Source organism: Pantoea osteomyelitidis (assembly GCF_044342975.1).
In the GTDB taxonomy this organism is placed as follows: domain Bacteria; phylum Pseudomonadota; class Gammaproteobacteria; order Enterobacterales; family Enterobacteriaceae; genus Pantoea; species Pantoea osteomyelitidis.
Genome location: NZ_JBGFSN010000004.1, coordinates 102,605 through 128,453, shown reverse-complemented (window position 1 = coordinate 128,453; position 25,849 = coordinate 102,605). Strand labels below are relative to the sequence as shown.

The window sequence follows — 25,849 nt, the reverse complement described above, 5'->3', positions numbered from 1 at the left end:
GGTTGAGACTCCCTTCAGTAGCGGGCAGAGAAACGATACCCGGTTCCGCGTACGGTTTGCACCATGCGATCGTGGCCGGAGATCTCCAGCGCTTTACGTAAACGACGGATATGCACATCAACGGTACGATCCTCCACGTAAACGTTGGTGCCCCAGACATGGTTCAGCAGTTGTTCGCGGCTGTAAACGCGTTCCGGGTGGGTCATAAAGAAGTGCAGCAGCTTGTACTCCGTCGGCCCCATCTCCAGCGGCTGGGTTTCCGACATGACCCGGTGCGATGAAGGATCGAGGCTCAGCCCCTGCATCTCTATCACCTCTTCCACCGCCATCGGCGAGATGCGACGCATTACCGCTTTGATGCGCGCCATCAGCTCCTTGGGCGAGAACGGCTTGGTGATGTAGTCATCGGCGCCGACTTCGAGGCCGCGCACGCGATCTTCCTCCTCGCCGCGCGCGGTAAGCATCATTACCGGAATATCGCGCGTCATCGCTTCGCGCTTCAGATGCTTGATAAACTGTATGCCGCTGCCGCCGGGCAACATCCAGTCGAGCAGAATTAAATCTGGCCAGGGTTCAATCAGTTTCCCGATCGCGCTGTCATAATCTTCCGCTTCGATAGGTTGGTAATCATTCTGCTCCAGAACGAAACACAACATTTCACGGATAGGGGCTTCATCTTCCACAACCAAAATGCGCTTAGCCATTATTACTCCTGCAGATGTGACTGGCATCACTGGGATTTGCGGCGTCATTATGCGTCAGTTTTATGACACTTTTATGAAAAACCTACCACCCCGGCGCGGCTGAAAAAAGCTAATTATGAGAGGATGATGGCGTTTTATTCTTTCAGCGCTGAAGTGGGTATAATCCAGCAGCGATTTGCATCGGCCAGGGAAATTTATGCGTATTATTCACACCTCCGACTGGCATCTTGGCCAGTTTTTCTATAGCAAAAGCCGTGCGGCGGAGCATCAGGCGTTTCTCGACTGGTTGTTGCAGCAGGTGCGCACGCATCAGGTTGATGCGGTCATCGTGGCCGGTGACATTTTCGATACCGGCGCGCCGCCCAGCTATGCGCGCGAACTTTACAACCGCTTTGTGGTGGCGCTACAGCCCACCGGCTGTGAGCTGGTGGTGCTGGCGGGCAATCACGATTCGGTGGCGACGTTGAATGAGTCGCGCGAGCTGCTGGCCTGTCTTAATACCCGCGTCATCGCCGCCGCCAGCGCCGACATCGAAGAGCAGGTGCTGCTGCTCAACCAGCGCAACGGCGAACCCGGTGCCCTGCTCTGCGCCATCCCCTATCTGCGCCCGCGCGATATTTTGCGCAGCAAGGCGGGACAGTCGGGACGGGAGAAACAGCTGAGCCTGCTGGAGGCGATTGGTCAGCATTATCAGCGCTGCTTTGTGGCGGCACAGGCGCGGCGCGAGGCGCTCGGCCTGATGCTGCCGATTGTCGCCACCGGCCATCTCACCACGGTGGGCGTCACCAAAAGCGATTCGGTGCGCGATATCTATATCGGCACCCTCGACGCTTTTCCGGCGCAGGCCTTCCCGCCCGCCGACTATATCGCCCTCGGCCATATCCATCGCGCCCAGCGCATCGCCGATCAGGATCATATCCGCTACAGCGGATCGCCGATCCCGCTCAGCTTTGACGAGCTGGGACGCGAGAAAAGCGTCTGCCTGCTGGCGTTTACCGAGGGCGCGCTGGCCGCCGTCACGCCGCTCGCCGTGCCGCTGTTCCAGCCGATGCAGATGCTGAAGGGATCGCTGGCGGAGATAGAACAGCAGCTCAGCGTCTTTCATCACTGGCAGGAAGAGAAGCCGGTCTGGCTCGATATCGAGGTGACCACCCAGGAGTATCTCAGCGATCTGCAACGACGCATTGAGACGCTGACTCAGGATCTGCCGGTTGAGGTGCTACTGGTGCGACGCAGCCGCGAGCAGCGCAACCGCGTTATTGAGCGAATGAGCAACGAGACCCTGAATGAACTCAAGGTAGAAGAAGTGTTTGAACGCCGGCTGATCCAGGAAACCGATCTCGACCCGCTGGCGCAGCAGCAGTTAACCCAGCTTTTCCGCGTGACGCTGGCTGAGATGCAGGAGCAGGAACCGTCATGAAAATTCTTACCCTGCGCTTTAAGAACCTGAATGCCCTGCGCGGAGAATGGTTTATCGATTTTCGCAGCGAGCCTTTCGCCAGCAACGGACTTTTCGCCATTACCGGCGCGACCGGCGCGGGCAAAACCACCCTGCTGGACGCCATCTGCCTTGCTCTGTATCACCAGACGCCGCGCCTCGGCGTGATCTCGCAGACGCAGAACCCGCTGATTACCCGTGACACCGCTGAATGTCTGGCGGAAGTGGAGTTTGAGGTAAAAGGCGAAGCCTGGCGCGCCTTCTGGAGTCAGAACCGCGCGCGTGGCCTGCCGGACGGCAAGCTGCAGGCACCGCGCGTTGAGCTGGCGCGCTGCATCGATAATCAGATCGTGGCGGATAAGGTGGCGGACAAGCTGAAGGCGGTAGAAACGCTTTCCGGCCTCGACTTTGCCCGCTTTACCCGTTCAATGATGTTGTCGCAGGGCCAGTTTGCCGCTTTTCTGAATGCCAAACCGGGCGAGCGCGCCGAACTGCTGGAGGAGCTGACCGGCACTGAGATTTACGGCGAGATCTCAATGATGGTCTACGACAAACACAAGCAGGCGAAAACGGCGCTGGAGGCGTTGCAGGCGCGGGCGGGCGGCATGACGCTGCTGGAACCCGCTGTGCGCGACGCCCTGCAACAGCAGGTACAGCAGCTCTCAGAAGCGGAGCAGGCGCTTACTCAACAATCTGATCTGGGCCAGCGACAGCAGCAGTGGCTGACGCGTGCAAACGGCATGCAGGGGGAGATGCAGCAGGCTGGCAGCGCACGCGACGAGGCGGAACAGGCCTGGCGCGAGGCGGAGCCGCTGCGTCAGCGGCTGGCGCGCGGCGAGCCGGCAGAAAAGCTGCGTGCCGACTGGCAGCAGCGCGACCGGCTGAAGGCGGAACAGCAACGCCTGACGCAACAGCAGCTGCAGCTGGAAACAGAGCAGCAACAAGCGCAACAGGCGCAGGAAACGCAACAGCAGCGTTATGAACAGCAGCAGGCGGCGCGTCAGCAGCTTTTGCAGGCGCAGCAGCAGCAGGAAACCTTGATTAGCGAAGAGGTTATCCCGCTCGATCAGCAGATTGCCAGCCTGCAACAGCAGCAGACGCAGCAGCAGCGCAGCAGCGCGCAGCAGCAGCAGGCGCTCAGCCAGACGCAGCAGGATCTCACGCGCCTGACGCAGGAGCGCGCCGCGCTGCAAACAAAAATCGACCAGCTTGTGCTGTGGCGACGCGACCAGGCGGACGTGGCGCGCTGGGGCGAATCGCTGCGTCTGTGGCAGGATCGCTTTGTTCAGATTGCGCAGCGTGAGCAGGCGCTCACTGCGCTGGCGCAGCAGGTTGCGCAGCAACAGCAGCATAACCACCGTCATCAGCAGCAGCTGAATCACAGCGAACAGCAGACGCAGCCGCTTCGTCAGGCGGAGCAGCAGGCGTTGCAGACGGTTGAGCAGGCGGAGCAGGCATTCAGCGCGCTGGAACAGCAGTATCCCGGTGAGGCGCTGCGCCAGAAACTTGGCGCGCTGAATGCAGCGCGCGCGGCCCGACAGCAGCTGACGCTGATCCTTTCCCGCTGGCAGCCGCTACAGCAGCAGTTGACGACGCGACAGCAGCGCCATGCGGCAGGCGAACAGGGGTACCAGCAGGCGGAAGTGGCGCTCACTTCGCTGCGCCAGCGCTATAAGGCGGAGCAACAGCAGTTACAGGACGTGGAGAAAATCTGCGCGCTGGAGCAGCAGATCGCCAGTCTGGCGGATCACCGCGCCCGGCTGGAGGCGCATCAGCCCTGCCCGCTTTGCGGCTCCTGCACCCATCCGGCCATCGAACAATACAGCCAGCTTGAGCTGAGTGAAAACCAGCGTCGCCTGGCGGCTCTGAAACAGAGCGTGGCGGAGCTGTACGAGCAAGGCACGGCTAAACGTGAGCAGCAGCGCCAGGCAGCGCTGGCGCAGCAGAATCTCGCGCAGGAAATCATCGAGCTTAACCAGCAGCAGGAAACCCTGACGCAGCAGTGGCAGGCATTGTGCGGTGAGCTGGCGCTCGCTTTTTCCGCCGGAGATGAGGCTGCGCTGACGGTATGGCTCAGCGAGCAGGAGCAGCAGGAAACCCGGCTCCAGCAGCTTTTACAGCAGCATGAAGTCGCCACCCGCCAGCTACAGCAGGCGAAAGATCGCTGGCAGCAGCATCAACAGGCATGGCAACAGCATCAGCAGGCGCTGCTGCTGGCGCAGCAGCAGTTACAGAACCAGCAGCACAGCCTCGACGATCTGCGCCAGCGCCAGCAGGCGGAGCAGTCGCAGCTTGATACGCTGAGCAGCGCATTGCAGCAGGAGCTGGAACAGCATCACCTGCCGCTGCCTGGCGCAACCGATCGCGACAGCTGGTTGGCCGCCCGCCAGGCAAGCTGGCAGCAATGGCAGGAGAGCGAGCAATCCCTTGCGATGCTACAGCCGGAGCTGGCGCGCAGCGAGAGCCAGTGGCAAAACCTGCAGCAAACGCAGGAGAGGCAACAACAACAGCTGGGCGAGCTTCAGCAGGCGCAGCAGCAGTTTTTACGGCAAATGGAGACGCTACAGGCGCAGCGGCGCGCGCTGTTTGGCGAGCAGTCGGTGCAGGCGGCGCGCCAGCAGATGCAGCAGCAGCTGACGCAGCAGGAGACGCAGCTCGCTGAGCAGCTGGCGCGCTGGCAGCAGGCGCAGAGCGCAGCCAATATTCTGAACGGACAGCATAATGCGCTGCTGGCTCAGCAGCAGACGCAGGCAGAGTCGCTGGCTAAGGCGCAACAGGCGTTTGAACAGGCGCTGGCCCGGAGCGATTTTGCTGACGAAGCCGCCTTCCGCGCCGCCCTGCTGGCGGAACAGGAAGCAGAACAGCTGCGCGCGCAGCTTCAACAGCGTGAACAGCAGCGGCAACAACAACAGGCGCTATATGAGCAGATCCGCCAGCGCGTCGCGCAGCATCAGCAGACGAAACCGGACAACACGCCGGACGATGCACCCTGGCTGGAGCAACAGCTGGAGCAGCTGCGGCTCGCGCTGCGCGATAACGCGCGTCAGCAGGGCGAAGCACAGCAGCAGCTGCAAAGCGATGCCCGTATGCGTCAGCAGCAGCAGTCGTTACTGCAACAGATCGCCGATGAGACGCAGGCGCTGGAACAGTGGAGTCGATTAAACGATCTGGTGGGTTCCGCCAGCGGCGATAAGTTCCGCCGTTTCGCCCAGGGACTGACGCTGGATCATCTGGTGTGGCTGGCGAACAAGCAGCTCGATCGGCTGCATGGCCGCTATCTGCTGCAGCGTAAAACGGCGGACACGCTGGAACTGGACGTGATGGATACCTGGCAGGCGGACGCCACGCGCGATACGCGCACCCTCTCCGGCGGCGAAAGCTTTCTTGTCAGCCTGGCGCTGGCGCTGGCGCTCTCCGACCTGGTCAGCCATAAAACCCGCATTGAGTCGCTGTTTCTTGATGAGGGATTCGGCACGCTGGATGCTGAAACGCTCGACGCCGCGCTCGATGCGCTGGACGCGCTCAACGCCAGCGGCAAAACCATTGGCGTGATCAGTCACGTTGAGGCGATGAAAGAGCGTATTCCGGTACAGATCAAGGTGCGTAAAATGAACGGTCTGGGTTACAGCAAACTGGAGCTGCCGACCTGAAGAAACGGGCGCTGCTGCGCCCGTTTTGCCGGTCAGGGATGAGAAACAACCGGACGACGCGGACCTGGCAACAGCCCGCCATCGTTGTTCACCGCCAGCAGACGCAGGCTGGTCAGCCCGGCGATGCCATGGGCGCGATCGGTGGAGCTGTTGGCGATTTGCTTGACGGCAGCCGCAACCAGCATGCCAATCAGTCCGCCACTGTTGTTGTTGCCATCTTCATTGTTGTTCGCCGTGGCAAAACCTTGCCAGAGCGTCTTACCGCTGCGCAGGTCCACCAGGCGCGCGGAAGCCGTCACCGTGGTAGTGCTGTCAATCACCTGGTAGCTGGTTCCGTAATCGGTGATATTGATATAGAGCGCGCTGTCGGCGTGGAAAATATCATGCAGCCGCGCGGGCGTTACCGCCTGCGCATCATGGCCGTTGCTCAGGCCATTCTGCTGAAAGGTCTCTTCCACCACCGCTACCGGGAACACGTAATAGCCCGCTTCCGCCAGTGGACGCGTGACCTGTGACACAAAGCTGTGCGCCGCATTAACATCCGGCGAGCTGTTTTCGGCAGGCAGTACCAGAATAGAGGCGGGTTTACTGGCGCGGAAATTGGTGTAGTCATAAGGCTTTTTCGGCTGGGCACAGCCGGTTAACATTAGCGCGGCCAGCAGGCCGGCAAAGGCGAGAACAGGCTTCACTGCGTCACCTCCTTTTTCTTACTCATCAAAAAATCCATATACGAAGCCGATTCGGGGAAAAGCTGCTTTTCAGCGGCGAACTGATTAAAAGCCATATCGGTCCGGCCAGTTTGCGCATAAAGCAGTCCCAGTTGGGCATGCAGTCCCGGCGCTACGGGCTTATTCTTTGCGCGTGCCTGCTCAATGATCAGACTGAGGGCGTCAATCTGCTTCTCCGGATCGCCCTGTTTGTTGTAGTAGCCGTAAAGCTGTTCCTGATAGTCGCCCCAGTAATAGATGGGCTCCGGCGCTTTCGGCGCGCAGGCGGAAAGCAGCACGGCGGCGAGCAGCGCGCCGCTTAGGTTTATCTTGTTCATCATCATTCCTTAATTTGCCGGTTTCCATGCGCCGCTGGTCATGCCGTCAACCAGATGGTTTACCGCTTCGCGAATCGCCAGATCCATGACTTTGCCGTTCAGGGTGGAGTCATAGCTGGCGGTGCCGCCGAAGCCGATGACTTCGCGCGCAGAGAGCTGGTACTCGCCCGCGCCCTGCACGCTGTAAACCACTTCCGAGGTGGTGACGTCGACAATATTCAGGTTAACTTTGGCATAGGCCACCTGCGTTTTGCCGCGGCCCAGAATGCCCCACAGCTGCTGATCCCCCACTTCTTTACGGCCAAAATCGGTGATATCGCCCGTGACCACATAGGTCGCGCCTTTGATATGCTGCTGGCTTTTGCTGAAGCCCGCTTCCTGCTGCAACGCCTGTAAATTGGCGCGATCCAGCACGTTGAAGCGCCCGGTTTGCTGCAGATGAGTGATCAGAATGGTTTTGGACTGATTGCCCAGACGATCAACGCCATCGGAGAAGATGCCGTTCATGTAAGAAGAACGGTTATCAAACTGACCTACGGCAATCGGGCTGCGCGCGCCCTGCCACGCGGGCTGGCTGGCGGCTTTTACCTGAGGCGCTTCAATCGTGCGGGATGATTCGGTGGCGCAGCCGGAGAGCAGCGACGCCGATAACAAGGAGAAAGCCAGAAAGGTTAAATTTTTTTTCATTTCAGATCCCTGAAAAAAATGTCTGGAGAGTGCCTTACGCCTGTTGCGTCCTGAACAGGATGACGGACATCACATTGCAGCAGGCAAGCAGACGTGAACAAGCACTCTCTTGATAAGACCTGTCGGATTTATGCCATAGCATAAATCGGGCAGGTCTGTAGACTGTCGGCAGCGCTCAGGGCAACTTTAGGATCGGAGGGGTCATATTAGTGAATTTAATTAACAGAACAGGCAGGAGGCTGCTGTCGATTGCAATGCTGGTTTTGTGTACCTCCTGCGTGAATCATCAGGAAAATAAGAAAGTTGCTGCTGATAACCTGTGCGACCCGGCCAGGCCGGACGCTGCGGCATCCTGCAAATGGGCTAATGAGATGCAGCAGCGACTCAACGCTGAGTTCATCAATGCCAGCCATTACGCCGGGCAACATTGCCGCGTCACGCTGATGTGGAATAAGCAGGGACGTTTTGCCGTGATGCGTGCGGAAGGCGACGAGCCGCTCTGTCTGCGTGCCTGGCAACTGGTTGGCAAGGCGACCGCGCTCCCCGCGCCGCCCAATCCGCAACAGCCCGCCTGGTTTGAATTTGCGCCAGTTACGCGGCAGGCCCATCCTGACGCCACTGACGCGGGCTGATGCCGAACCAGCGACGAAAAGCGCGGGAAAAGGCGCTCACTTCCGAATAGCCCAGCAGCAGCGCCATCTCTGAAATGGAAAGCTGCTTCTGCTGCAAATAGTGGGTCGCCATTTCGCAGCGCACCTTATCCACCAGCGCGCTGAAGCTCATCCCTTCTTCCCGCAGACGACGCTGCAGCGACCAGCTCGACAATCCCATTTTGTCCGCCACCTCTTCCAGCACGGGCTCGCCCTGCATCAACGACAGATGCACCTGAGAACGCGCCTGCTCCACCAGATTCTGTTGGGTAGCCGCGCTGTTGAGACGACGAATCGCATCCTGCATCACCATGAGCAGCATGGGATCGCTTTCCGGCATGGCGCGCAGCAGATCGCGCTTCGGGATAACCAGCGAGTTAAACGGCTGATCGAACCAGACCGGCGCATCGAATACCTTACAGTGATCGTGCCACTGCGCCGGGCGCGGATGTTCAAAATGCACCTCGCGCGGCGCCCAGCTTTTTCCGGCAACGTGACGGATCAGATTGAGAAACATGCCCAGCGTCAGCTCCGCATCCTGTCGGCGGCAAAGAATGGCACCATGACGCACCTGGTAATCCAGCCGCCAGCAGTCGCCTTTATCCACCAGGCGGGTCAGGGTGTCGTGCTGATGCCAGGGAAAGGCGTTCACCACATTGTGCAGCGCCTGTTCCAGCGTGCCGGAGCAAAGTCCGATATAGCCAATCAGCCCTAATGACTGCGGTTTAAACTGCCTGCCGTAGTGCAAACCGAAGTTATCAAAGCCGGAGTGGCGCGCCGCCTCTTCCATCACGCGGCAATAGTTCACCAGCCCGAGGCTGAGCGTCGGGCTGGCAAGCTGTTCGGGATCGATGCCGCTGATGCCAAAGATGCGATCGACGTCGCCTCCTTTGGCATTGATAAAGTCGCTCAGGCCGGTGGCCGCTGCGGCCAGCACGCCGCGATTGCCGTCGGAAGAGACAGAAGCAACGGCGTCGGGCTGTCTCATCATCATGTTCATGGTCGCCTCACTGGATGCGCTACAGGGGAGATAAGCTAATCCAGCAATTTTCATACCAGTCCGGGCAGGCGCAAAATCAGCGCTATTATGCAGAGGCGTGACGTAAAAGCACCGTGAGGGCGCAGCAACGCCCGACGCTGGTGCGTCAGGCGCCGACCGGCAGCTGCTGCGTCTCCAGATAGCGACGGCAGAGGCGTACCGAGTGGTTAGCCCAGTGCGGCCCGAGGCTTTGCGCCATTTCGGTTTCCGCATGGGAACCGACCCAGGCGGTAAGCTGGATGCGGCGCTGCATCAGCAACGTCGGCACCCGCGCCATCTCCTCATCGCTGATATGCGCCACCTGCTCGTAGCCGCGAATCCAATGATCGACCCACTCTGCCGCGCGCGGATGGTGCTCAACAAAGCTGATCGCCGCCGCCAAATCGTGCAGATACCAGCCGAAGCCGCAGTCATCAAAATCGATCACCCGTGTTTCACCCTTGTGCAGCAGCAGGTTGGTCAGGCGCAGATCGGCATGGATCAGGCCGTAACGATCCTCGCCCTTGCCGAATTGCGTCAGATCCTGACCGATACGGGCGATCGCCTGCTCCACGACCTCGTGATCGGCAGGATCGAGGCCCGGCGCATCCTGCCAGCGTCCCCAGTGGCTCTGGTCGCTGACCATGGTGTGATGATCCCAGATAATGCGTTGAAAACCCTGCGGCTTCTGCCACTGCTTGCTGTGCAGATGCAGGCGCGCGGTAATGTGGCCGAGCTGCTGAAAGGAGGCGGGATCGACATCGGTGGTCGGCATTTCGCCCTCAATCCAGTGGAACAGCACCGCATGGCGCGCCGTGCCGTCCGGCAACAGCAGCGTCTGCACCCTTTCGCCCTCGCTGTCCTGCACCGCCTCCGGCACCACAATGCCGATCTCACGCAGCGCTTCCAGCCATTGCAGCTCGCTGACGATATCCGCTTTTTGATGATAGCCGCCGCGATGCAGACGCAGGGCGTAACGTTTGCCCTCAGCCTTCAGCAGAAAAGTGGCGTTTTCCGAGCGGCAGAGCAGACTCAGTTCGCCCTGCAATGGCGTCGGATAGCGCGCCAGCGCCTGGTGCGCCAGCACGGTCAGTTCAGTGTTATCCAGCGTGTCGTATTGTTTGGCACTCATCAGTCAGGCTCCAGATATGACAACAGTGTTATCAGCATGGAATGCGCACAGCCGTTCTGCTTGACCTCAGGCGACCCAAAGTTGACCGCAGCGTGCAGCAGGCGCTTTTCCTGGCGGAAAGTTGACCCGGCGAGACAAAACTCACTGCGCCTGCGTCAAGTTTTTCCGGCAAAAGTGGCGGCATTATCCCTTTCACTGTAGCGCAAACGATTACGGGGCGCGCCAGCGACACCACACCGACTATTAATCACGGGGATAACACGATGACAAGTAAACTAAAACCCACGCTGGGTACCCTGCACCTTTGGGGGATCGCGGTTGGCCTGGTTATTTCCGGGGAGTATTTCGGCTGGAGTTACGGCTGGGGCGTGGCCGGTACGCTCGGTTTTTTAATCACCACCGCGCTGATCGCCACCATGTATACCTGTTTTATCTTCAGTTTTACCGAGCTGACCAGCGCAATCCCGCATGCCGGCGGCCCTTTCGCCTACAGCCGCCGCGCCTTTGGCGAAACCGGCGGCCTGATTGCCGGGATGGCCACGCTGATCGAATTCGTTTTTGCCCCACCCGCTATCGCCATGGCGATCGGCGCCTATCTCAACGTGCAGTATCCGGCGCTTAATCCGAAAACGGCGGCGGTAGGCGCTTATCTGCTGTTTATGACGCTGAATATTCTCGGCGTGAAGCTGGCGGCGATGTTCGAACTGGTGGTTACGGTGCTGGCGGTAGGGGAACTGCTGGTGTTTATGGGCGTGGTCTCGCCGGGCTTTAGCCTGACTAACTTCGTCGCCAACGGCTGGGCGGGCAGCAACAGCTTCGGTATGCCAGCGCTCTCCGGCATCTTCGCCGCCATTCCGTTTGCTATCTGGTTTTTTCTCGCCATTGAGGGCGCGGCGATGGCCGCCGAAGAGGCGAAAGATCCGAAACGCACCATTCCCAAAGCCTATATCAGCGGCATTATCACCCTGGTGGTGCTGGCGATTGGCGTGATGCTGTTGGCTGGCGGCGCAGGCGACTGGCGCAAGCTTTCTGACATCAACGATCCGCTGCCGCAGGCGATGAAGATGATTGTGGGCGAAAACTCCAACTGGATGCATATGCTGGTCTGGATCGGCCTGTTCGGCCTGATTGCCAGCTTCCACGGCATTATCCTCGGCTACTCACGCCAGTTCTTTGCCCTCGCCCGCGCGGGCTATCTGCCGCAAAGCCTGGCGAAGCTGTCGCGCTTTCAGACGCCGCACCGCGCCATTATTGTCGGCGGCGTCATCGGTATCGCCGCCATCTTCAGCGACGGCTGGATTAACCTGCAGGGCATGAGCCTGACCGCCGCGATGATCACCATGGCGGTATTTGGCGCCATCGTAATGTATATAATGAGCATGCTGAGCCTGTTTAAACTGCGCCGCAGCGCCCCTAACCTCGTGCGCAGCTTCCGTGCGCCGGGCTATCCGCTTGTACCCGGCATCGCGCTACTGCTGTCGGTGGTCTGCCTGATCGCCATGCTCTGGTTCAACCCGGTGATTGGCGGGTTGTTTGTGGCGATGATGGCTGCGGGCTACCTCTACTTTCTTGCCACCAAATCGCAGCGCGACAGCGCGCCGCAGGACAGTATGCTGTTAGGCCGGGAATAACCGCGCCGTCCCCCGGCCTGCTGCGCCGGGGGTTTTTCTTTTCCCCCTGCTGCAACCCTGACCCCTTCCCGATGCTAAACACCATGAAACCGCAGCCATGTTTCGCTATCATGCGCGCGGAAATGTAGACTTGTGCCCCCAATCGCGCCCCGCATAGGAATAGTAATGTTGTGGTTTAAAAATATGATGGTTTATCGTCTGAATCGTGACATTCCGCTGTCTGCAGACGAGATGGAAAAACAGCTCGAAGCCTTTACGTTCTCGCCGTGCGGCAGCCAGGAGATGGCGAAAACCGGCTGGGTTTCCCCGATGGGCAACCGCAGCGATGCACTGACCCACCTCAATAACGGTCAGATCCTGATTTGCGCCCGCAAGGAGGAGAAAATCCTGCCTTCGCCGGTGGTGAAGCAGGCGCTGGAAGCCAAAATCGAGAAGCTGGAAGCGGAACAGAGCCGCAAGCTGAAAAAAACCGAAAAAGATTCGCTGAAGGATGAGGTGCTGCACAGCCTGCTGCCGCGCGCCTTCAGCCGCTTCAGCCAGACCTACCTCTGGATCGACAGCGCCAACGGCCTGATTATGGTTGACTGCGCGAGCGCGAAAAAAGCGGAAGACACGCTGGCGCTGCTGCGTAAAAGTCTGGGTTCGCTGCCGGTGGTGCCGCTGACGCTGGAAAGCCCGATCGAACTGACGCTGACTGAATGGGTGCGCTCAGGCGATCTGCCTGCCGGTTTCGCTCTGATGGATGAAGCAGAACTGAAAGCGATTCTGGAAGATGGCGGCGTGATCCGCTGTAAAAAGCAGGATCTGGTGTGCGATGAGATCGCCAACCATATCGAGGCAGGCAAGCTGGTGACCAAACTGGCGCTCGACTGGCAGGAGCGTATCCAGTTTGTGATCTCTGATGACGGTTCGGTGAAGCGCCTGAAGTTCAGCGATACCCTGCGCGAGCAGAATGATGATATCGATCGGGAAGATTTTGCCCAGCGTTTCGACGCTGATTTCATTCTGATGACCAGCGAACTCGCCGCGCTGACCAGCAATCTGGTCGAAGCCCTGGGCGGCGAAGCGCAGCGTTAAGCGCGACGATTGAGCATGATGGCCGCAACGGCGGCCATCAGCCTTAAACTTACAGGTAGCGGCAGAGGTAAGCGCTCGGCTCAGCCACCTGCAGATGAAACTCGCTGTGGCCCGGCACGTTGAACACCGAACCCGCTTCAAACCATTGCCACTCGGTTTCACCCGGCAGCAGCACTTTCAGTGAACCGCTAACTACCGTCATCTCTTCCGGCTGGCCGGTTCCGAAGGTGTATTCCCCTTCCACCATCACGCCTACGCTGGCACGGCCCGTGCTCGCGCTATCAAAACCGATAGATTTTACTTTTCCGTCAAAATACTCGCTAACATTGAGCATGTGTATTCCTCACAGCACATTAAGGTGTGCTGGCAGTGTAGAAGGGAAATCACTGATCTGTCACGCGAAATAATGGCAGGCGCGCCAGAATGTGACGCGCATTAATGTGGATATTTACACTATCAGTTCCGCTGCCAGTTTCGCCACCAGCACATTGGAGAGCAGCACGGGAATGCCGAGCAGCTTCTGCAAAAAGTCGCGATGACGCTGGTGATAACCGATGCAGTCCAGCACCACCACATCCGCGCCCTGCTCCTGCAATGAGAGCGCCGCATCCACCAGCTTTTCATCATCCGGCAAATAGGGGCTGGCCACGGCAAAACAGGGCGTTTTGCTCAGGTTGCGCCATTTGTTGTTCTGCTGGCGGATCTGCTCTTCCACCGCCACCATAATGCCAACCTGATGATCGCTGACAATCGCCGCCACCAGCGGCGGGATAATGCGATCCGGCTCCAGCAATACCGCCTTTTGGGTTTGTAAACGGCCAAACTCGGCGGTGCAGAGCAGCAGGATGGTTTCATACCCCTCCTCTTCCAGCGCCAGCAGTTTCTCCTGCAGGCCCATCTCTATCCGGGCGCTGGAGAGCACCACCTGGCTGCCGTCCTGCAGGCGTGAGACCAAAACTTTCTCGCCGGCCGCTGGCGCATAACGCTCAGCGACCTGCTCTGCGCTCAGCCCGTCCAGCAGACCAGCATGGTCAATCTGCTCTGCAGGCAGATGTTCCAGCAGCAGCGGCAGAATATCGCTGCGCGGCGTCTGGCCAATCGTCAGGGTAATCAGTGATTTTTTCATACGCGGGCTTTCCAGGAAGGCAAATAGCTCAGGCTACTATCTAAAGATAGCAGATAGCCGATATGTCGGCCCGTGGCCGCAACAAAAGCATGATCTGCCATCTCACTTATCTGACACGCAGGCGTGCATTATTTTTGCTGCCGCTGACAAAAAAAGCGTGGCGTTTACTTCAGGCAGAAAAGAAGCAGGTCCGAAGACCTGCTTTTCCCTGGTGTGGCGAAAATTCACGCCTGAAAAAGAAAAACTGATTTATACGCCATATTTCTCCGCCGTCTCTGCGGCAAGAGCGCGTAATTTATCCAGCAACGCTTCCGGATAACCCGGCGCGGCGTCCTGCGACGGAAACGATAAACAGAGCGATACCGTTTCGCCGCGATGTTTGTTGCCCGCCGTCACGGCCAGCGAACTGAGACCCGGCAGAGTTTCGTTGCGCGCCAGCGCCCAGCCCTGCTGACGAATCTCCGCCAGCGTCTCACAGAGCGCATCCAGAGTTTGCGGCGAATTGGCCGATGCGGGCTGCCACGCATCAGTAAAGCGCGCTCTGACCGCGTCGTCCGTCAACTGCGCCAGCAGCGCCCGGCCCGTAGAGGTGCCTGAAGCTAACATGCGGCTGCCCGGCGGCGTGACCAGCTGAGTAAACTGGCGGCCGTGATACATGCGCATCACCAATATTTCGCGACCTTCGAGCACCGAGATATAACCCATACAACCCATTTCTGACGCCAGCCGCGCCATCGCGCCGGAAAGACTTTCCACCAGCGGCGTGGAGAGGTAATGGCTGACGACAGAAATCAGCGCCTGACCAATGTGATAACAGCGGCTATCGGGGTCGCGCTCCAGCAATCCCTGCGTTTCCATGGTCGTGAGCAGCCGTGAAACCGTGCTTTTCGGCAGGGTCAGCGCCTCAACCACTTCGGTAAACGTCAGTCCCTGCTGCTGCCCTTGCGTCACTCCGTAACGATTAAATAATTTCAGTACCGCAGCGGCATTTTCAAGTGTGGTCATGAGCCAGGTTTCAGCATATGGAACAGAGTTCCTGATCGAATAGCACAAAATTAAAGCGACACGGCGATGGGGTCAAGCGGGAATTTGTTAAGTCGTGCTTATTAAGTCAGGAAAATAACGGCAGGTAAAAGATGAATGAGCGGAAAGCAAGGAATATGAGAAGGTAACAGATTAAAAAATAAGGAGTAAACGCCATGGCAGCAAAAGTGCTCAACAACTCTTAACCTTTCATGGCGTGGCAAGATTTACCGGCCTCCCTGCCAGCTCGCTTTACTCTTTTGCTTGATTTTCATAACGCTCTTTTGCATCCAGCGCTTCCTGTTCGCTTTCATGTTCGCTAATTAACGAATTTTCATGCGGATGGTCAGCGCGCAGTTCATAGCGAGTGCTGGGGCTTTCCGGCGTGCCTTTTTTAACGGACACGACGCGGGCTTCACGAGGATAGGGCGGTCTGGTTGGCATAGTAATCCCTCTTATCTGATAACTGTTTTCCGCCGAAGCAGGAAAACACCCTGTAAAGGATAAGTATAGACAACCGGCTTAATCCGGCAGGCAAAGCGGGAAGAATCTCAGAAAAAAGCGATGAAGATCAGCTGGCGCGGGCCAGCGACAGGGAGCGGAGAATCTGCTCAACCACCCGATCGGGTGATTGCATGGCGTCAACTTCATGATGCGCCGCCTGACGATAAAGTTGGGCGCGCTCGCGCAGCACATCGTGCATCTCTTCGACGATAGGACGACCGGTCAGCGTGGGCCGCTGCTCCGCTTCCGGCTGCATCTCCAGCCGCTCCGCCAGTATATCCGGCGAGGCGTTCAGCCAGATTACCTGACCATTCTCACGCATAAAGCGACGATTGGCCTCCGCCAGCACCATCCCGCCGCCGGTCGCGATAATGGTCGCCGGCGCAGTAACGGCCTGCAAGGATTCGCTTTCACGCGCGCGAAAGCCTTCCCATCCCTCTTCCGCAACGATTTGCGCCACGCTGCGCTGCGTAGTGAGCTGCAGATAGTGATCGGTATCGCAGAAAGCGTAACCGGTCGCCTGCGACAGCGCCTGGCCTACAGTGGTTTTACCGCAGCCGCGTGCGCCGATCAGATAGATGGGTAAAGACATAGTGGCACATCCTCCGCCGTCTCTGCCGCGCGGGCAAAGAATCAACTTATTCATGCGACGCATGATACCGATAAATTTTTTTATCAGCCACCCGTGAAGCACGTTTTACGCGCCGATTGCCGCTCCGTTTAATTATCCATTTGATTATTAAAGAGAAAAGCATGCGTTTTTCGTGCATTTCCCCTGTTGTCTGAACGCGGCAACATTTGCTTACCGCCGCAGCTTTACATTGGCGGCTCGCGCCCACATATACTTGATCCGATCGCAGAAGGAGGTTCACCATGCAGAGCGAAGAAAGACAACTTATTGACGGGCTGTTCAGCCGTCTGAAACAGGCTGAAAGCCAGACCGGCCAACGCGACCCCGCCGCAGAACAGCTGATCAAGCTGCGCCTGCAGGAACAGCCTGGCGCGCCCTATTATATGGCGCAGGCGATCCTGATTCAGGAAGCCGCGCTGAAAAAGCTGAACGATCGCGTTACCGAACTGGAAAACCGTCTGGCACAGCAGCAGCAACCGCAGCAGAGCAGCGGCGGATTTCTTTCTAACCTGTTTGGCGGCGGCTCGCGCCAGCAGGCGCCGCAGCAGAACTGGAACAGCGCGCCCGCACAGCCGCAACAGCAGCCACCGCAGCAGCCTTACTATAACCAGGCGCCGGCAGCCCCTGCGCGCGGCACCGGTTTTCTTGGCGGCGCGTTACAGACGGCCGTAGGCGTGGCGGGCGGCGTGGTGATGGCGGATATGCTCACCAGCATGTTCCACCATTCGCAGCCGGAAGAGATCGTTAATATCATCAACGAACCGCCGTTGCCGGATGTCGATAATAATCTCGATACCTTCAACAATGGCGATAACAGCGATCAGTCATTTCTCAGTCAGGATAACGGCTGGGACAATAACAGCTTCGCCGATAACAACGATCTGAACGATTTTGGCGGCAACGATTTTGATGACGACGACAGCTTTGTCTGAGTCATGTCGTGATGCGCCCCGCTGGCGCATCATGGCAGCGTGATTAGCGCTGCTGTAGCCACTTATCCAGTTCATTAGCAAACTGCTGGCGGTCACGCGGACTTAACGCCGCCGGGCCGCCGCTCTGGATGCCGCTGGCGCGCATCGTATCCATAAAGTCACGCATCGTCAGCCGCTCGCGAATGGTGGCGGGCGAATAGCGTTCGCCACGCGGGTTCAGCGCCGCAGCGCCTTTCTCCAGCACTTCCGCCGCCAGTGGAATATCGCCGGTAATCACCAGATCCCCTTTTTCTACCCGCTTTACAATCTCATTGTCCGCCACATCAAAACCGGCGGCGACCTGCAGGGTGCGTAAGAAAGGCGATGGCGGCACGCGCAACGGCTGGTTGGCAACAAAGGTGGTGGTGGTTTGGGTTCTGTCCGCCGCGCGGTACAGCACTTCTTTTATCACAACAGGACAGGCGTCGGCATCGACCCAGATGGCCATAATGTTTCCTTATTCTCGGGGAATGATGGAGATCTTGCCGTTCTTCTCAAGAATGGCAAATTTAATTTGATCCATCCGCTCCAGTCCCTGAGTACTGCGCGCCGACATCAAAATATCCTCCTCGTCGATACCGACTTTTTTCGCCCTGCCCTTCAGCAATTTTCCATCTTCCACCAGGATTAGCGAGACGCCATCAACGAACCGATCAACGCTCGGGAACCAGCTTTTCAGCGCGCCGAACAAAATATCCAGCACAATCAGCGTGACGATGGTCAGCGACGCGCCGGTGACGGAAAAATCATCCCCCAGCAGCGCCTGCTGCGTCGCCTCGCTGATAATAAGCAGCAAAATCAGATCGAATGAGGTCATCTCCAGCAGCGTGCGCCGTCCGGCAATTTTGATCACCACCATCAGCAACAGGTACATACTGGCAGCGCGTAATACTGTCTCCATTTGCCTCTCCTAAGGGTAAATAAACTGACTGAACTGCACCTGAGATCGATCGTCCAGCGTCACACTGATCGGAAAATTACCGAAGCCCTGCGGCTGAAAGGCGATCCAGACCGCGGCGCTCTCCTGCTGCGGTCGACGATGCCAGATCAAAACGAGCTTATTCTCGCTGCTCCAGGCTTCGTCAGGCTGAGGCTGCAACGTCTGCACCTGAAAATTATCCATCGCCTCGCCGCTGATCACGACCGTATAGCGATCGCCGCTCAGCTGGCGCAGGCGCAGAGTCATATCCATATTGCTCTGGCGGCGGCCAAAGTGCTCATACTCCACCGTTAAGCGGCCGTCTGCTGCGTTGGCCTGCTGATTGCTGATAAACCCTTTGGAGAAAAAGCCGCAGGCTCCGGCGATAACAAAAAGAAACAGCAGCACATAGCCAATCTTCTGTAGCCGCCACTCGGTTTGCTGCCATTTCATATCTTCCCGGACGGGAAACTCACGACTCTGCTGCTCGTTTTCTGTCATATCAAGTTATCTCCGGCGCTGACTTGTTATTAATCCTGGCTGACGTAAGCTAACTCGTTAAGTAAATCGGAAATTTCAAAGGAAACGGTGATGTTGGATAAAAAAATCGGCTTTATTGGCTGCGGCAATATGTCCAAAGCGATTATCAGCGGCCTGATAAAGGGGGGTGAAATCGCGCCAGCCAATATCTGGGTTTTCGATCGCAAAGCAGAAACCAACCAGGCGATGGCGCAGCAATTTGGCATTACTGCCGCCGACAGCGCCGAATCGCTGGCGCGTGAGGTCGATATCCTGTTTGGCGCGGTGAAGCCGAATGTGATCCTCAAGGCGCTGAAAGATATCGCCAACCAGCTGAAGAAAGATGCGCTGGTGGTATCGATCGCGGCGGGCGTCACGCTCGACTCGCTGGCCTCGGTGCTCGGCCACGATCGTAAAATCGTTCGCGTGATGCCAAATACCCCGTCTCTGGTCAATGAAGGCATGACCTCGGTCACCCCTAACGTGCTGGTTGAACAGCAGGAAACGGACGAGGTGGTCGCCATCTTTGAGAGCTTCGGTAAAGCGGCGGTAGTCAGCGAATACCTGATCCATTCGGTGGTCGGCGTCAGCGGTTCCGCGCCCGCCTACGTGTTTATGTTTATTGAGGCGATGGCCGATGCCGCCGTGCTCGGCGGCATGCCGCGCGCGCAGGCTTACCAGTTTGCCGCCCAGGCCGTAAAAGGTTCGGCCCAGATGGTGCTGGAAACCGGTAAGCACCCCGGCGAGCTGAAAGATATGGTCTGTTCCCCCGGCGGCACCACCATCGAGGCGGTGAAGGTGCTGGAAGAGAAAGGCTTCCGCGCTGCGGTGATCGAAGCGATGCAGCAGTGTATGGCGAAATCGGAAGCCCTGAGCAAGAAAACAGGCTGACCACTGGAGAGGGGCCACGCCCCTCTTTCTGCTTACTGCTGCTGATATTCTTCCGCCAGCGCCACGCCCTGCGATACCGTCATCGGCTGCTGCATCAGCATCACCAGCTTAGCCATTAGGGTATACATGCCGCAGGAAAATGCCGCCGCCAGCCGGCCATGCTGACCATAGAGCGCAATAAAGCGTTTCTCCTGCAGCGAGCCGATTAGCCTGTATTCGTCCCATTCGCTGGCATGGCCGAGATAGTCGTAGCGGGTACCGAAGTGGGTAGTCCAGAAAAAGGGCACCCGATCGTAAAGCGTTTTATCATCAAGCATATTTTTGGCGGCAATGCGCCCCTGCTGATGGGCCACGCGATAGTGTTCGATGCGCTGCGCTCCTCGAGGCGTCGGATAGCTGGCGATATCCCCGGCGGCCCAGACATTTTCCGCTACGCGCAGCGTGCTGTCGGTTTGCAGACTGCCATCTTCCAGCAGGGGAATATCGTGAATAAAGTCGGTGGCGGGTTTGATGCCGGTTGCCAGCAGAACCACTTCAGCCGGTAGCGTGGCGCCATTTTTTAGCCGCAGCGCGTTCACCTTCCCTTCCCCCTCCAGCGCAGCCGGTTCGCCATCCACAAACTTCACCCCGTTGCTGGTGTGAAGATCGCGAAAGTAGCGACCAATCTCTTCGCCAAACGATTTGGCAAACGGCAGCGCGTGGCGCGCCACCACGGTGACGTCAATATCACGGTTACGCAGCGCCGACGCCATCTCCATGCCGATAAAGTTATTGCCGACAATCACCAGCCGCTGCTTCTCATCCACCTCCTGCAACAGCGCATCCGCCTGCTTAATGCTACGCAGCACATGCACGCCAGCCAGGTTTTTTCCCTTAATATCGATGCGCTGCGGCACGCCGCCGGAGGCCAGCAGCAGCTTGTCGTAATAAAGCGGTGATCCTTGCGCGAAGTGCAGAAGCTGCTGACGTGTATCGAGTCGTTCCACGTTGCCCTGCCTGCGCTCGACATGATTGAGCACATCCTCTTTGAGCATATGGGGAACGTCGCTGATATCCATCTTGCCGGAAGGAACGAATTTCGTCAGTGCGGTACGATCATAAGGCGCGTCAGGTTCGCGCTCCACCAGAATTACCTTGCCCTTGAACCCATCGTGGCGCAGGGTCCAGACGGCGGCACTACCGGCCGCGCCGCTGCCCAATACCACATAGACCGGCGCCTCTGCGCCGCTGCCAATAGCAGCGGCAGGCGACATCGCTTTGGGATTCACCAGCACCATGCCGTTCTCTACCCGTACCGGATACTGCTTGAGATCGGCCAGCGCCAGCGGCTCGCACATCTGCCCGTCGGAAATACGGAATACCGCTTTATGCCAGGGGCAGATTAGCTTGTCGTCGCAGATGGCCCCTTTTTCCAGCGGGGCGCCCGCGTGAGGGCATTTGGCCTGATAAGCATGCACCTCATCCGCTTCGCGAATCAGCAAAATGTCGCTGTCGCCGACCTTTACTTTGATTGGCTGGCGCTGCGGCAGCTCGTTCAGGGCTATAACAGATTGATAGTTCACGACATGGCTCCTTTCTTTATTTTTATGCAGGAAAGGATAAGTGTGGCAAAGGGCGCAGAACGGGGCGGCAGAAAAAGGCGAAAGGCGACTAACGGTTTGTTTATTGGCCTTTTTTAAAGTTTAAAAAAATATTACGTTTTACGATGTTGACGGGGGACCGCCAATACCAGCCCCCACGCTGTTATCAACTGCGCGGATGATTCAGCAGCTTTTCAATGTAGTTACGCAGCAGGATAGCGTCATTCTCGCTGGCGATTCCGGCAGCATTATGCATGGCGTTGTCAATGCCCGCCGCTATCGATCGCTGATGTTCAGGATCGAGTTTACGCAACATGGCCGTGACGACGATTTCCAACGCTTCAACCTGAGCAACCAACTCCTTGGACTCTTCTTCTTTTTCAGCGAGTTTTACCAGTAATTCAGCAATAAGATTTTTCATGCCGATGTCTCAGCGGTGAGGAAAAGCAGAAGTTATCACCGGCTTACTTAAAAAAACAGCGGTTTTTGAGGTGGTTTCGGCAGATCGCAGCGAAAATGAGGAGCGATACGAAATTTTAAAGAGTGATCGACAAAGGCGAAACGTTTTCCTGAGAAATCAGACGCGCCGGAAACGTTTCGCCGAGAATTAGCGTAGTGTCAGGTGATTAACGATGTTCGCTAAAACCTGGTCCACCGCCATGACCACCCCAGCCGCCACCGCCGCCATGACCACCGCCCGGCGGCGGAAAAAGACATCCGCTCAACGCGGTAACTAACGCAACAACTGTAGCCAGCTTCACAATACGTACCATAGCAACCTCAATGTGGTGAAAACGGGCTGAGTGTATGAGCGGCCCTGTTGCGCCACAAGACAGAATGTTCCGTAACCCGGCGCTATTCACTTTTTCTCACTACGCTTAACAATTCCCTGCCACTTCACCGACAAAAAACAGGCGTCAGCGTGGTTTTGCCCCTGGCGACAAGCGACAATCGGGCAATAGCCGCCTCGTTCGCTCTTTACACGTTGCGCGATTTATCGCATTGTGAGCGCAAAACATAACCGGGACAAAAACATGAACCAAACGGGTAGCTTGTGTGAAATAGTGGCGCGGCGCGACTGGGAAAACCCGGCCATCACCTCGCTCTACCGCCTCGATGCGCATCCGCCCTTCGCCAGCTGGCGCAATGAGCAAGCAGCCAGGGCGGATCGCCCTTCAGAGCGGCTGCACAGCCTGAATGGCCGGTGGGGCTTTAGCTATTTTACCCGGCCGGAAGCCGTGCCGCACAGCTGGTTGCTGCAGGATCTTCCTGATGTGCATAGCCTGCCGGTTCCCGCTAACTGGCAGCTACATGGTTTTGACGCGCCGATTTATACCAACGTGCAATACCCGATTCCGGTTAATCCGCCTTTTGTGCCGCAGGAAAATCCCACCGGATGTTACTCGCTCACATTTTCTGTCGATGCTGGCTGGCTTGACGAAGGACACACGCGCATCATTTTCGACGGGGTGAATTCCGCGTTTCACCTCTGGTGTAACGGAACCTGGATTGGTTATTCGCAGGACAGCCGTTTACCGGCGGAATTTGATCTCAGCGCCGCGCTGCGTCCGGGGCAGAACCGGCTGGCGGTGATGGTGCTGCGCTGGTGCGACGGCAGCTATCTGGAAGATCAGGATATGTGGCGCATGAGCGGCATTTTCCGTGACGTAACGCTGCTGCATAAGCCTGCGGCGCATCTGGCTGACGTACAGATCGCCACCGAACTCAGCCCGGAGTATCGCAGCGCCGAGCTACAGGTCAGGGTGCGCGTCGCCCCCGGTCAGGCGCAACCGGAGGCCTACCGGCTGCGCCTGACGCTCTGGCAAGGCGAGCAGGCGATCGGCGTTTGTGAGCAGTCGCCCGGCAGCGAGATTATTGACGAGCGCGGCCACTATCCCGAGCGCGCCCTGCTGCGGCTGGCGGTGGATGCGCCACAGCTCTGGAGCGCGGAAACCCCGCATCTTTATCGCGCAACGATCGCGCTGACTGACAGCGAAGGCGAAATTCTGGAAGTGGAAGCTTACGATGTGGGCTTTCGCCGGGTCGAAATCCAACAGGGGCAGCTCTGTCTGAACGGCCAGCCATTGCTGATCCGGGGCGTTAACCGCCATGAGCATCATCCGGAGCAGGGCCAGGTAATGGATGAGGCGACAATGCGCCGCGATATTGAACTGATGAAGCAATATAACTTCAATGCCGTGCGCTGCTCCCATTATCCCAACCATCCGCTCTGGTATCGACTCTGCGATCGCTACGGTCTCTACGTGGTGGATGAAGCCAATATTGAAACGCACGGCATGCAGCCGATGAATCGTCTCTCTGATGATCCACGCTGGTTCGCCGCCTGGAGCGAGCGCGTCACGCGTATGGTGCAGCGCGATCGCAACCATCCCTGCATTATCATCTGGTCGCTGGGCAATGAATCGGGTCATGGCAGCAGCCATGACGCGCTGTATCGCTGGGTGAAAAGCGCCGATCCCACGCGCCCGGTGCAGTATGAGGGCGGAGGCGGCGACAGCGCGGCGACCGATATTATTTGTCCGATGTATGCGCGCGTCGATCAGGATCAATGCTTCCCCGCCGTGCCGAAATGGGCAATCAAAAAGTGGATCGGTCTGCCGGGCGAGGCGCGCCCGCTGATCCTGTGTGAATACGCCCATGCCATGGGCAACAGCTTCGGCGGCTTTGCCAAATACTGGCAGGCGTTTCGCCAGTTTCCACGCCTGCAGGGCGGTTTCGTCTGGGACTGGGTGGATCAGAGCCTGACGCGCTATGATGAGGCGGGCCAGCCGTGGCAGGCCTACGGCGGCGACTTTGGCGACAAGCCAAACGACCGCCAGTTCTGTATGAACGGTCTGGTGTTTGCTGACCGCACGCCGCACCCTGCCCTGTATGAAGCGCAGCGCGCGCAGCAATTTTTCCAGTTTGTCGCCGATGCCGATGATCCCTTCGCCTTTACCGTCAGCAGTGAATACCTGTTCCGCCACAGCGATAATGAAGTGCTGCGCTGGCGCATAGAGCAGGATGGCTTGCCGGTGGCGCAGGGCGAAATTAAACTGATGCTGGCGCCGCAGGGTACGCAACGCGTAACGCTCGCGCCGCCGGAAGCGTTAACCGGCCACTGCTGGCTTAACGTCGCCGTGCATCAGGTGCGTGAAACCGCCTGGTCCGCAGCGGACTGGCGCGTCGCCTGGGATCAATGGCCGCTGCCGTCGGCGCTGGCGTTGCCGTGTGTTGACGACGACGCCGGTTTTGCCCCGGACGTGAGCTTTAATCATGATCTGATCGCCGTTGAGCATCAGCAGCAGCGCTGGCACTTTTCACGGCGCAGCGGCGAGCTGGTGCAGTGGTTTGTCGATGGGCAGGAGACGCTGTTGACGCCGTTGCAGGATTGCTTTATCCGCGCGCCCATTGATAACGACATCGGCACCAGCGAAGCAGATCGCGTGGATCCCAATGCCTGGGTCGAGCGCTGGAAGCGTGCCGGGTACAACAGGCTGGAGGCGCGCACGTTGGAAGTGCAGGTCGACGCGCTGAAAGAGAAGGTGCAGATCGAGACGCTGCATGCCTGGCAAGTCGATGGCAACACGTTGTTTCTCAGCCGCAAACGTTATCAGATCGATCGGCACGGAGAGCTGAGCCTGTGGGTTGAGATTGAGCAAGCGGCTGGTTTGCCGCCGCCAGCGCGTATTGGTCTGCGCTGCCAGCTGGCGCAACAGCCGGAAAGCGTCGGCTGGCTCGGACTGGGACCGCATGAGAACTACCCTGACCGTGAGCTTGCCGCGCAGTTTTCCCGCTGGCTGCGCCCGTTCGACGCGCTGTATACGCCCTATGTTTTTCCGGGGGAAAACGGCCTGCGCGGCGGCACGCGCCAGCTTGAGTGCGGCAGCTGGCAGATCGCCGGAGATTTCTGCTTTTCCGTTAGCCGCTTCGGGCTGGAGCAGTTGCGTGAGACGTCCCATCGTCATCTGTTACAGCCAGAGTCAGGCTGCTGGCTGCATCTCGATGCCTTTCATATGGGCATCGGCGGCGACGATTCCTGGAGTCCGAGCGTCAGTCCGGAATTCCTGCTGACGCAACGGCGCTGGCACTATGCGCTGAAACTGCGTCAGTAAACCTCTCATCAGGGCGGCCCCGCGTCGCCCTGCGCTTTGCTCTTTCTGCGGCGGCGGCAGAGAAAAAAGTCAGAAAACCATGACGCAGATCCCTTTGATAAGCAGACAACGTTGCCGTTCCAGCGGTTGCTTTCCAGAATGAATGAACACTCTGTCTGGAAATGGTGCTCACCATGAAGACGCTTATCCTCGCTCTCGGCATACTTAGCCTCGCGGCCTGTAGCCTGAACCCCTCGGTTGATACCCTTTCGTCACAACAGCGCGCCAAAGTCGCCAGCATGTCAGTGCATGAAACCAATCCCTGGCCTCAGGCCAAAGTCATCGCCACGGTATCGGGATTAAGCTGTAACCGCAATAAGTATCAGGAACCGGAAGTAAACAGCGATGAGGCGTTGCAGGGCGTGAAAATCCGTGCGGCGCTGGCCGGGGCAGACAGTGTGGTGAACAATGTCTGTCAGAAAAATGCCCTGACGGACTATGTTCACAGCTGCTGGACATCGGTGCGCTGCGTCGGCGATGCGGTGAAGCTCTAGCGGGT

At 58.2% G+C, this 25,849-nt stretch carries 26 protein-coding genes; 9 read left to right on the top strand and 17 right to left on the bottom strand.

The window, feature by feature from the left end; genetic code table 11:
- Positions 1-14: 14 nt before the first annotated feature.
- A complete protein-coding gene (phoB, locus tag ABU178_RS05520) occupies positions 15-704 on the bottom strand; it encodes a phosphate response regulator transcription factor PhoB (protein ID WP_397212778.1) in 690 nt (229 codons plus the stop codon).
- A 196-nt stretch (positions 705-900) separates the two neighbouring features.
- On the opposite strand from phoB, the gene sbcD reads away from it, so the two are divergent.
- Together sbcD and ABU178_RS05510 are read left to right on the top strand one after the other, a co-directional pair.
- On the top strand, positions 901-2,124 hold the full coding sequence (gene sbcD / locus ABU178_RS05515; protein WP_397212776.1) for an exonuclease subunit SbcD: 1,224 nt from the start codon (positions 901-903) through the stop codon (positions 2,122-2,124).
- Positions 2,121-5,792 (top strand): SbcC/MukB-like Walker B domain-containing protein, encoded by a 3,672-nt coding sequence (locus tag ABU178_RS05510; RefSeq protein WP_397212773.1) that lies wholly within the window; start codon positions 2,121-2,123, stop codon positions 5,790-5,792. Before sbcD ends, ABU178_RS05510 begins: the two co-directional genes overlap by 4 nt.
- 32 nt (positions 5,793-5,824) lie before the next feature.
- On the opposite strand, the gene ABU178_RS05505 is transcribed toward ABU178_RS05510, so the two are convergent.
- Genes ABU178_RS05505 through ABU178_RS05495 form a run of 3 tightly spaced genes read right to left on the bottom strand, consistent with a single transcriptional unit; the run spans position 5,825 to position 7,524 of the window.
- Positions 5,825-6,439 carry a DUF799 domain-containing protein gene (locus ABU178_RS05505; protein ID WP_397215698.1) on the bottom strand — a complete coding sequence of 205 codons (615 nt, stop codon included), beginning with the start codon at positions 6,437-6,439 and terminating at the stop codon, positions 5,825-5,827.
- Between the two features lie 38 nt (positions 6,440-6,477).
- The gene (locus tag ABU178_RS05500) at positions 6,478-6,837 is read right to left on the bottom strand and encodes a DUF4810 domain-containing protein (RefSeq protein ID WP_397212771.1); all 360 of its coding nucleotides are present in this window, start codon (positions 6,835-6,837) and stop codon (positions 6,478-6,480) included.
- Between the two features lie 9 nt (positions 6,838-6,846).
- Positions 6,847-7,524, bottom strand: coding sequence for a CsgG/HfaB family protein (locus tag ABU178_RS05495; RefSeq protein WP_397212770.1), 678 nt, complete (start codon positions 7,522-7,524; stop codon positions 6,847-6,849).
- A gap of 209 nt (positions 7,525-7,733) precedes the next feature.
- Here ABU178_RS05495 and ABU178_RS05490 point away from each other — a divergent pair, with 209 nt between their 5' ends.
- Entirely contained in the window at positions 7,734-8,156 is a 423-nt protein-coding gene (locus ABU178_RS05490; protein ID WP_397212768.1) for a cell envelope integrity TolA C-terminal domain-containing protein, read from the top strand.
- Here the strand turns inward: ABU178_RS05490 and qhpR are convergent.
- Together qhpR and ABU178_RS05480 are read right to left on the bottom strand one after the other, a co-directional pair.
- A complete protein-coding gene (gene qhpR, locus ABU178_RS05485; protein WP_397212766.1) occupies positions 8,116-9,174 on the bottom strand; it encodes an AraC-like transcriptional regulator QhpR in 1,059 nt (352 codons plus the stop codon). The two genes, ABU178_RS05490 and qhpR, sit on opposite strands and share 41 nt — an antisense overlap.
- 145 nt (positions 9,175-9,319) lie before the next feature.
- On the bottom strand, positions 9,320-10,324 hold the full coding sequence (locus ABU178_RS05480; protein ID WP_397212764.1) for a phosphotransferase enzyme family protein: 1,005 nt from the start codon (positions 10,322-10,324) through the stop codon (positions 9,320-9,322).
- 263 nt (positions 10,325-10,587) lie between these two features.
- Here ABU178_RS05480 and eat point away from each other — a divergent pair, with 263 nt between their 5' ends.
- On the top strand, positions 10,588-11,955 hold the full coding sequence (eat, locus tag ABU178_RS05475; protein WP_397212762.1) for an ethanolamine permease: 1,368 nt from the start codon (positions 10,588-10,590) through the stop codon (positions 11,953-11,955).
- Between the two features lie 165 nt (positions 11,956-12,120).
- Complete coding sequence (gene rdgC, locus ABU178_RS05470) at positions 12,121-13,032, top strand: recombination-associated protein RdgC (RefSeq protein ID WP_397212761.1); 912 nt, start codon at positions 12,121-12,123, stop codon at positions 13,030-13,032.
- A gap of 49 nt (positions 13,033-13,081) precedes the next feature.
- Here the strand turns inward: rdgC and ppnP are convergent, their stop codons facing one another.
- The 5 genes from ppnP to aroL form a co-directional block, all read right to left on the bottom strand.
- A complete protein-coding gene (gene ppnP / locus ABU178_RS05465) occupies positions 13,082-13,366 on the bottom strand; it encodes a pyrimidine/purine nucleoside phosphorylase (RefSeq protein ID WP_397212759.1) in 285 nt (94 codons plus the stop codon).
- 114 nt (positions 13,367-13,480) lie between these two features.
- The gene (locus ABU178_RS05460; RefSeq protein WP_397212757.1) at positions 13,481-14,158 is read right to left on the bottom strand and encodes an AroM family protein; all 678 of its coding nucleotides are present in this window, start codon (positions 14,156-14,158) and stop codon (positions 13,481-13,483) included.
- A 249-nt stretch (positions 14,159-14,407) separates the two neighbouring features.
- The gene (locus tag ABU178_RS05455) at positions 14,408-15,163 is read right to left on the bottom strand and encodes an IclR family transcriptional regulator (RefSeq protein ID WP_397212755.1); all 756 of its coding nucleotides are present in this window, start codon (positions 15,161-15,163) and stop codon (positions 14,408-14,410) included.
- Positions 15,164-15,433: 270 nt separating this feature from the next.
- Positions 15,434-15,625 carry a YaiA family protein gene (locus tag ABU178_RS05450; RefSeq protein ID WP_397212753.1) on the bottom strand — a complete coding sequence of 64 codons (192 nt, stop codon included), beginning with the start codon at positions 15,623-15,625 and terminating at the stop codon, positions 15,434-15,436.
- A 127-nt stretch (positions 15,626-15,752) separates the two neighbouring features.
- Positions 15,753-16,277, bottom strand: coding sequence for a shikimate kinase AroL (gene aroL, locus ABU178_RS05445; RefSeq protein ID WP_397212751.1), 525 nt, complete (start codon positions 16,275-16,277; stop codon positions 15,753-15,755).
- Positions 16,278-16,558: 281 nt separating this feature from the next.
- On the opposite strand from aroL, the gene ABU178_RS05440 reads away from it, so the two are divergent.
- Positions 16,559-17,248, top strand: coding sequence for a DUF2076 domain-containing protein (locus ABU178_RS05440; protein WP_397212749.1), 690 nt, complete (start codon positions 16,559-16,561; stop codon positions 17,246-17,248).
- 43 nt (positions 17,249-17,291) lie between these two features.
- Here ABU178_RS05440 and ABU178_RS05435 read toward each other — a convergent pair whose 3' ends face one another.
- From ABU178_RS05435 to ABU178_RS05425, 3 genes are read right to left on the bottom strand one after another with little or no spacing between them, the layout of a single operon-like run.
- A complete protein-coding gene (locus ABU178_RS05435; protein ID WP_397212747.1) occupies positions 17,292-17,735 on the bottom strand; it encodes a YaiI/YqxD family protein in 444 nt (147 codons plus the stop codon).
- 9 nt (positions 17,736-17,744) lie between these two features.
- On the bottom strand, positions 17,745-18,188 hold the full coding sequence (locus ABU178_RS05430; RefSeq protein WP_397212745.1) for a DUF421 domain-containing protein: 444 nt from the start codon (positions 18,186-18,188) through the stop codon (positions 17,745-17,747).
- Positions 18,189-18,197: 9 nt separating this feature from the next.
- A complete protein-coding gene (locus ABU178_RS05425) occupies positions 18,198-18,707 on the bottom strand; it encodes a hypothetical protein (RefSeq protein WP_397212743.1) in 510 nt (169 codons plus the stop codon).
- A 90-nt stretch (positions 18,708-18,797) separates the two neighbouring features.
- Here ABU178_RS05425 and proC point away from each other — a divergent pair, with 90 nt between their 5' ends.
- Positions 18,798-19,616, top strand: coding sequence for a pyrroline-5-carboxylate reductase (proC, locus tag ABU178_RS05420; protein WP_397212741.1), 819 nt, complete (start codon positions 18,798-18,800; stop codon positions 19,614-19,616).
- A gap of 32 nt (positions 19,617-19,648) precedes the next feature.
- Here proC and ABU178_RS05415 read toward each other — a convergent pair whose 3' ends face one another.
- From ABU178_RS05415 to ABU178_RS05405, 3 genes are all read right to left on the bottom strand, one after another.
- Complete coding sequence (locus ABU178_RS05415) at positions 19,649-21,178, bottom strand: FAD-dependent oxidoreductase (RefSeq protein WP_397212739.1); 1,530 nt, start codon at positions 21,176-21,178, stop codon at positions 19,649-19,651.
- Positions 21,179-21,362: 184 nt separating this feature from the next.
- Positions 21,363-21,617 carry an anti-adapter protein IraP gene (gene iraP, locus ABU178_RS05410; protein WP_397212737.1) on the bottom strand — a complete coding sequence of 85 codons (255 nt, stop codon included), beginning with the start codon at positions 21,615-21,617 and terminating at the stop codon, positions 21,363-21,365.
- Positions 21,618-21,822: 205 nt separating this feature from the next.
- Positions 21,823-21,969: a hypothetical protein gene (locus ABU178_RS05405; RefSeq protein ID WP_397212736.1), complete on the bottom strand. Its 147-nt coding sequence runs from the start codon at positions 21,967-21,969 to the stop codon at positions 21,823-21,825.
- A gap of 261 nt (positions 21,970-22,230) precedes the next feature.
- Here ABU178_RS05405 and ABU178_RS05400 point away from each other — a divergent pair, with 261 nt between their 5' ends.
- Positions 22,231-25,311 carry a beta-galactosidase gene (locus ABU178_RS05400; RefSeq protein WP_397212734.1) on the top strand — a complete coding sequence of 1,027 codons (3,081 nt, stop codon included), beginning with the start codon at positions 22,231-22,233 and terminating at the stop codon, positions 25,309-25,311.
- Positions 25,312-25,484: 173 nt separating this feature from the next.
- Positions 25,485-25,844, top strand: a complete 360-nt coding sequence (locus ABU178_RS05395; RefSeq protein WP_397212732.1) for a hypothetical protein — start codon at positions 25,485-25,487, stop codon at positions 25,842-25,844.
- Positions 25,845-25,849: the final 5 nt, after the last annotated feature.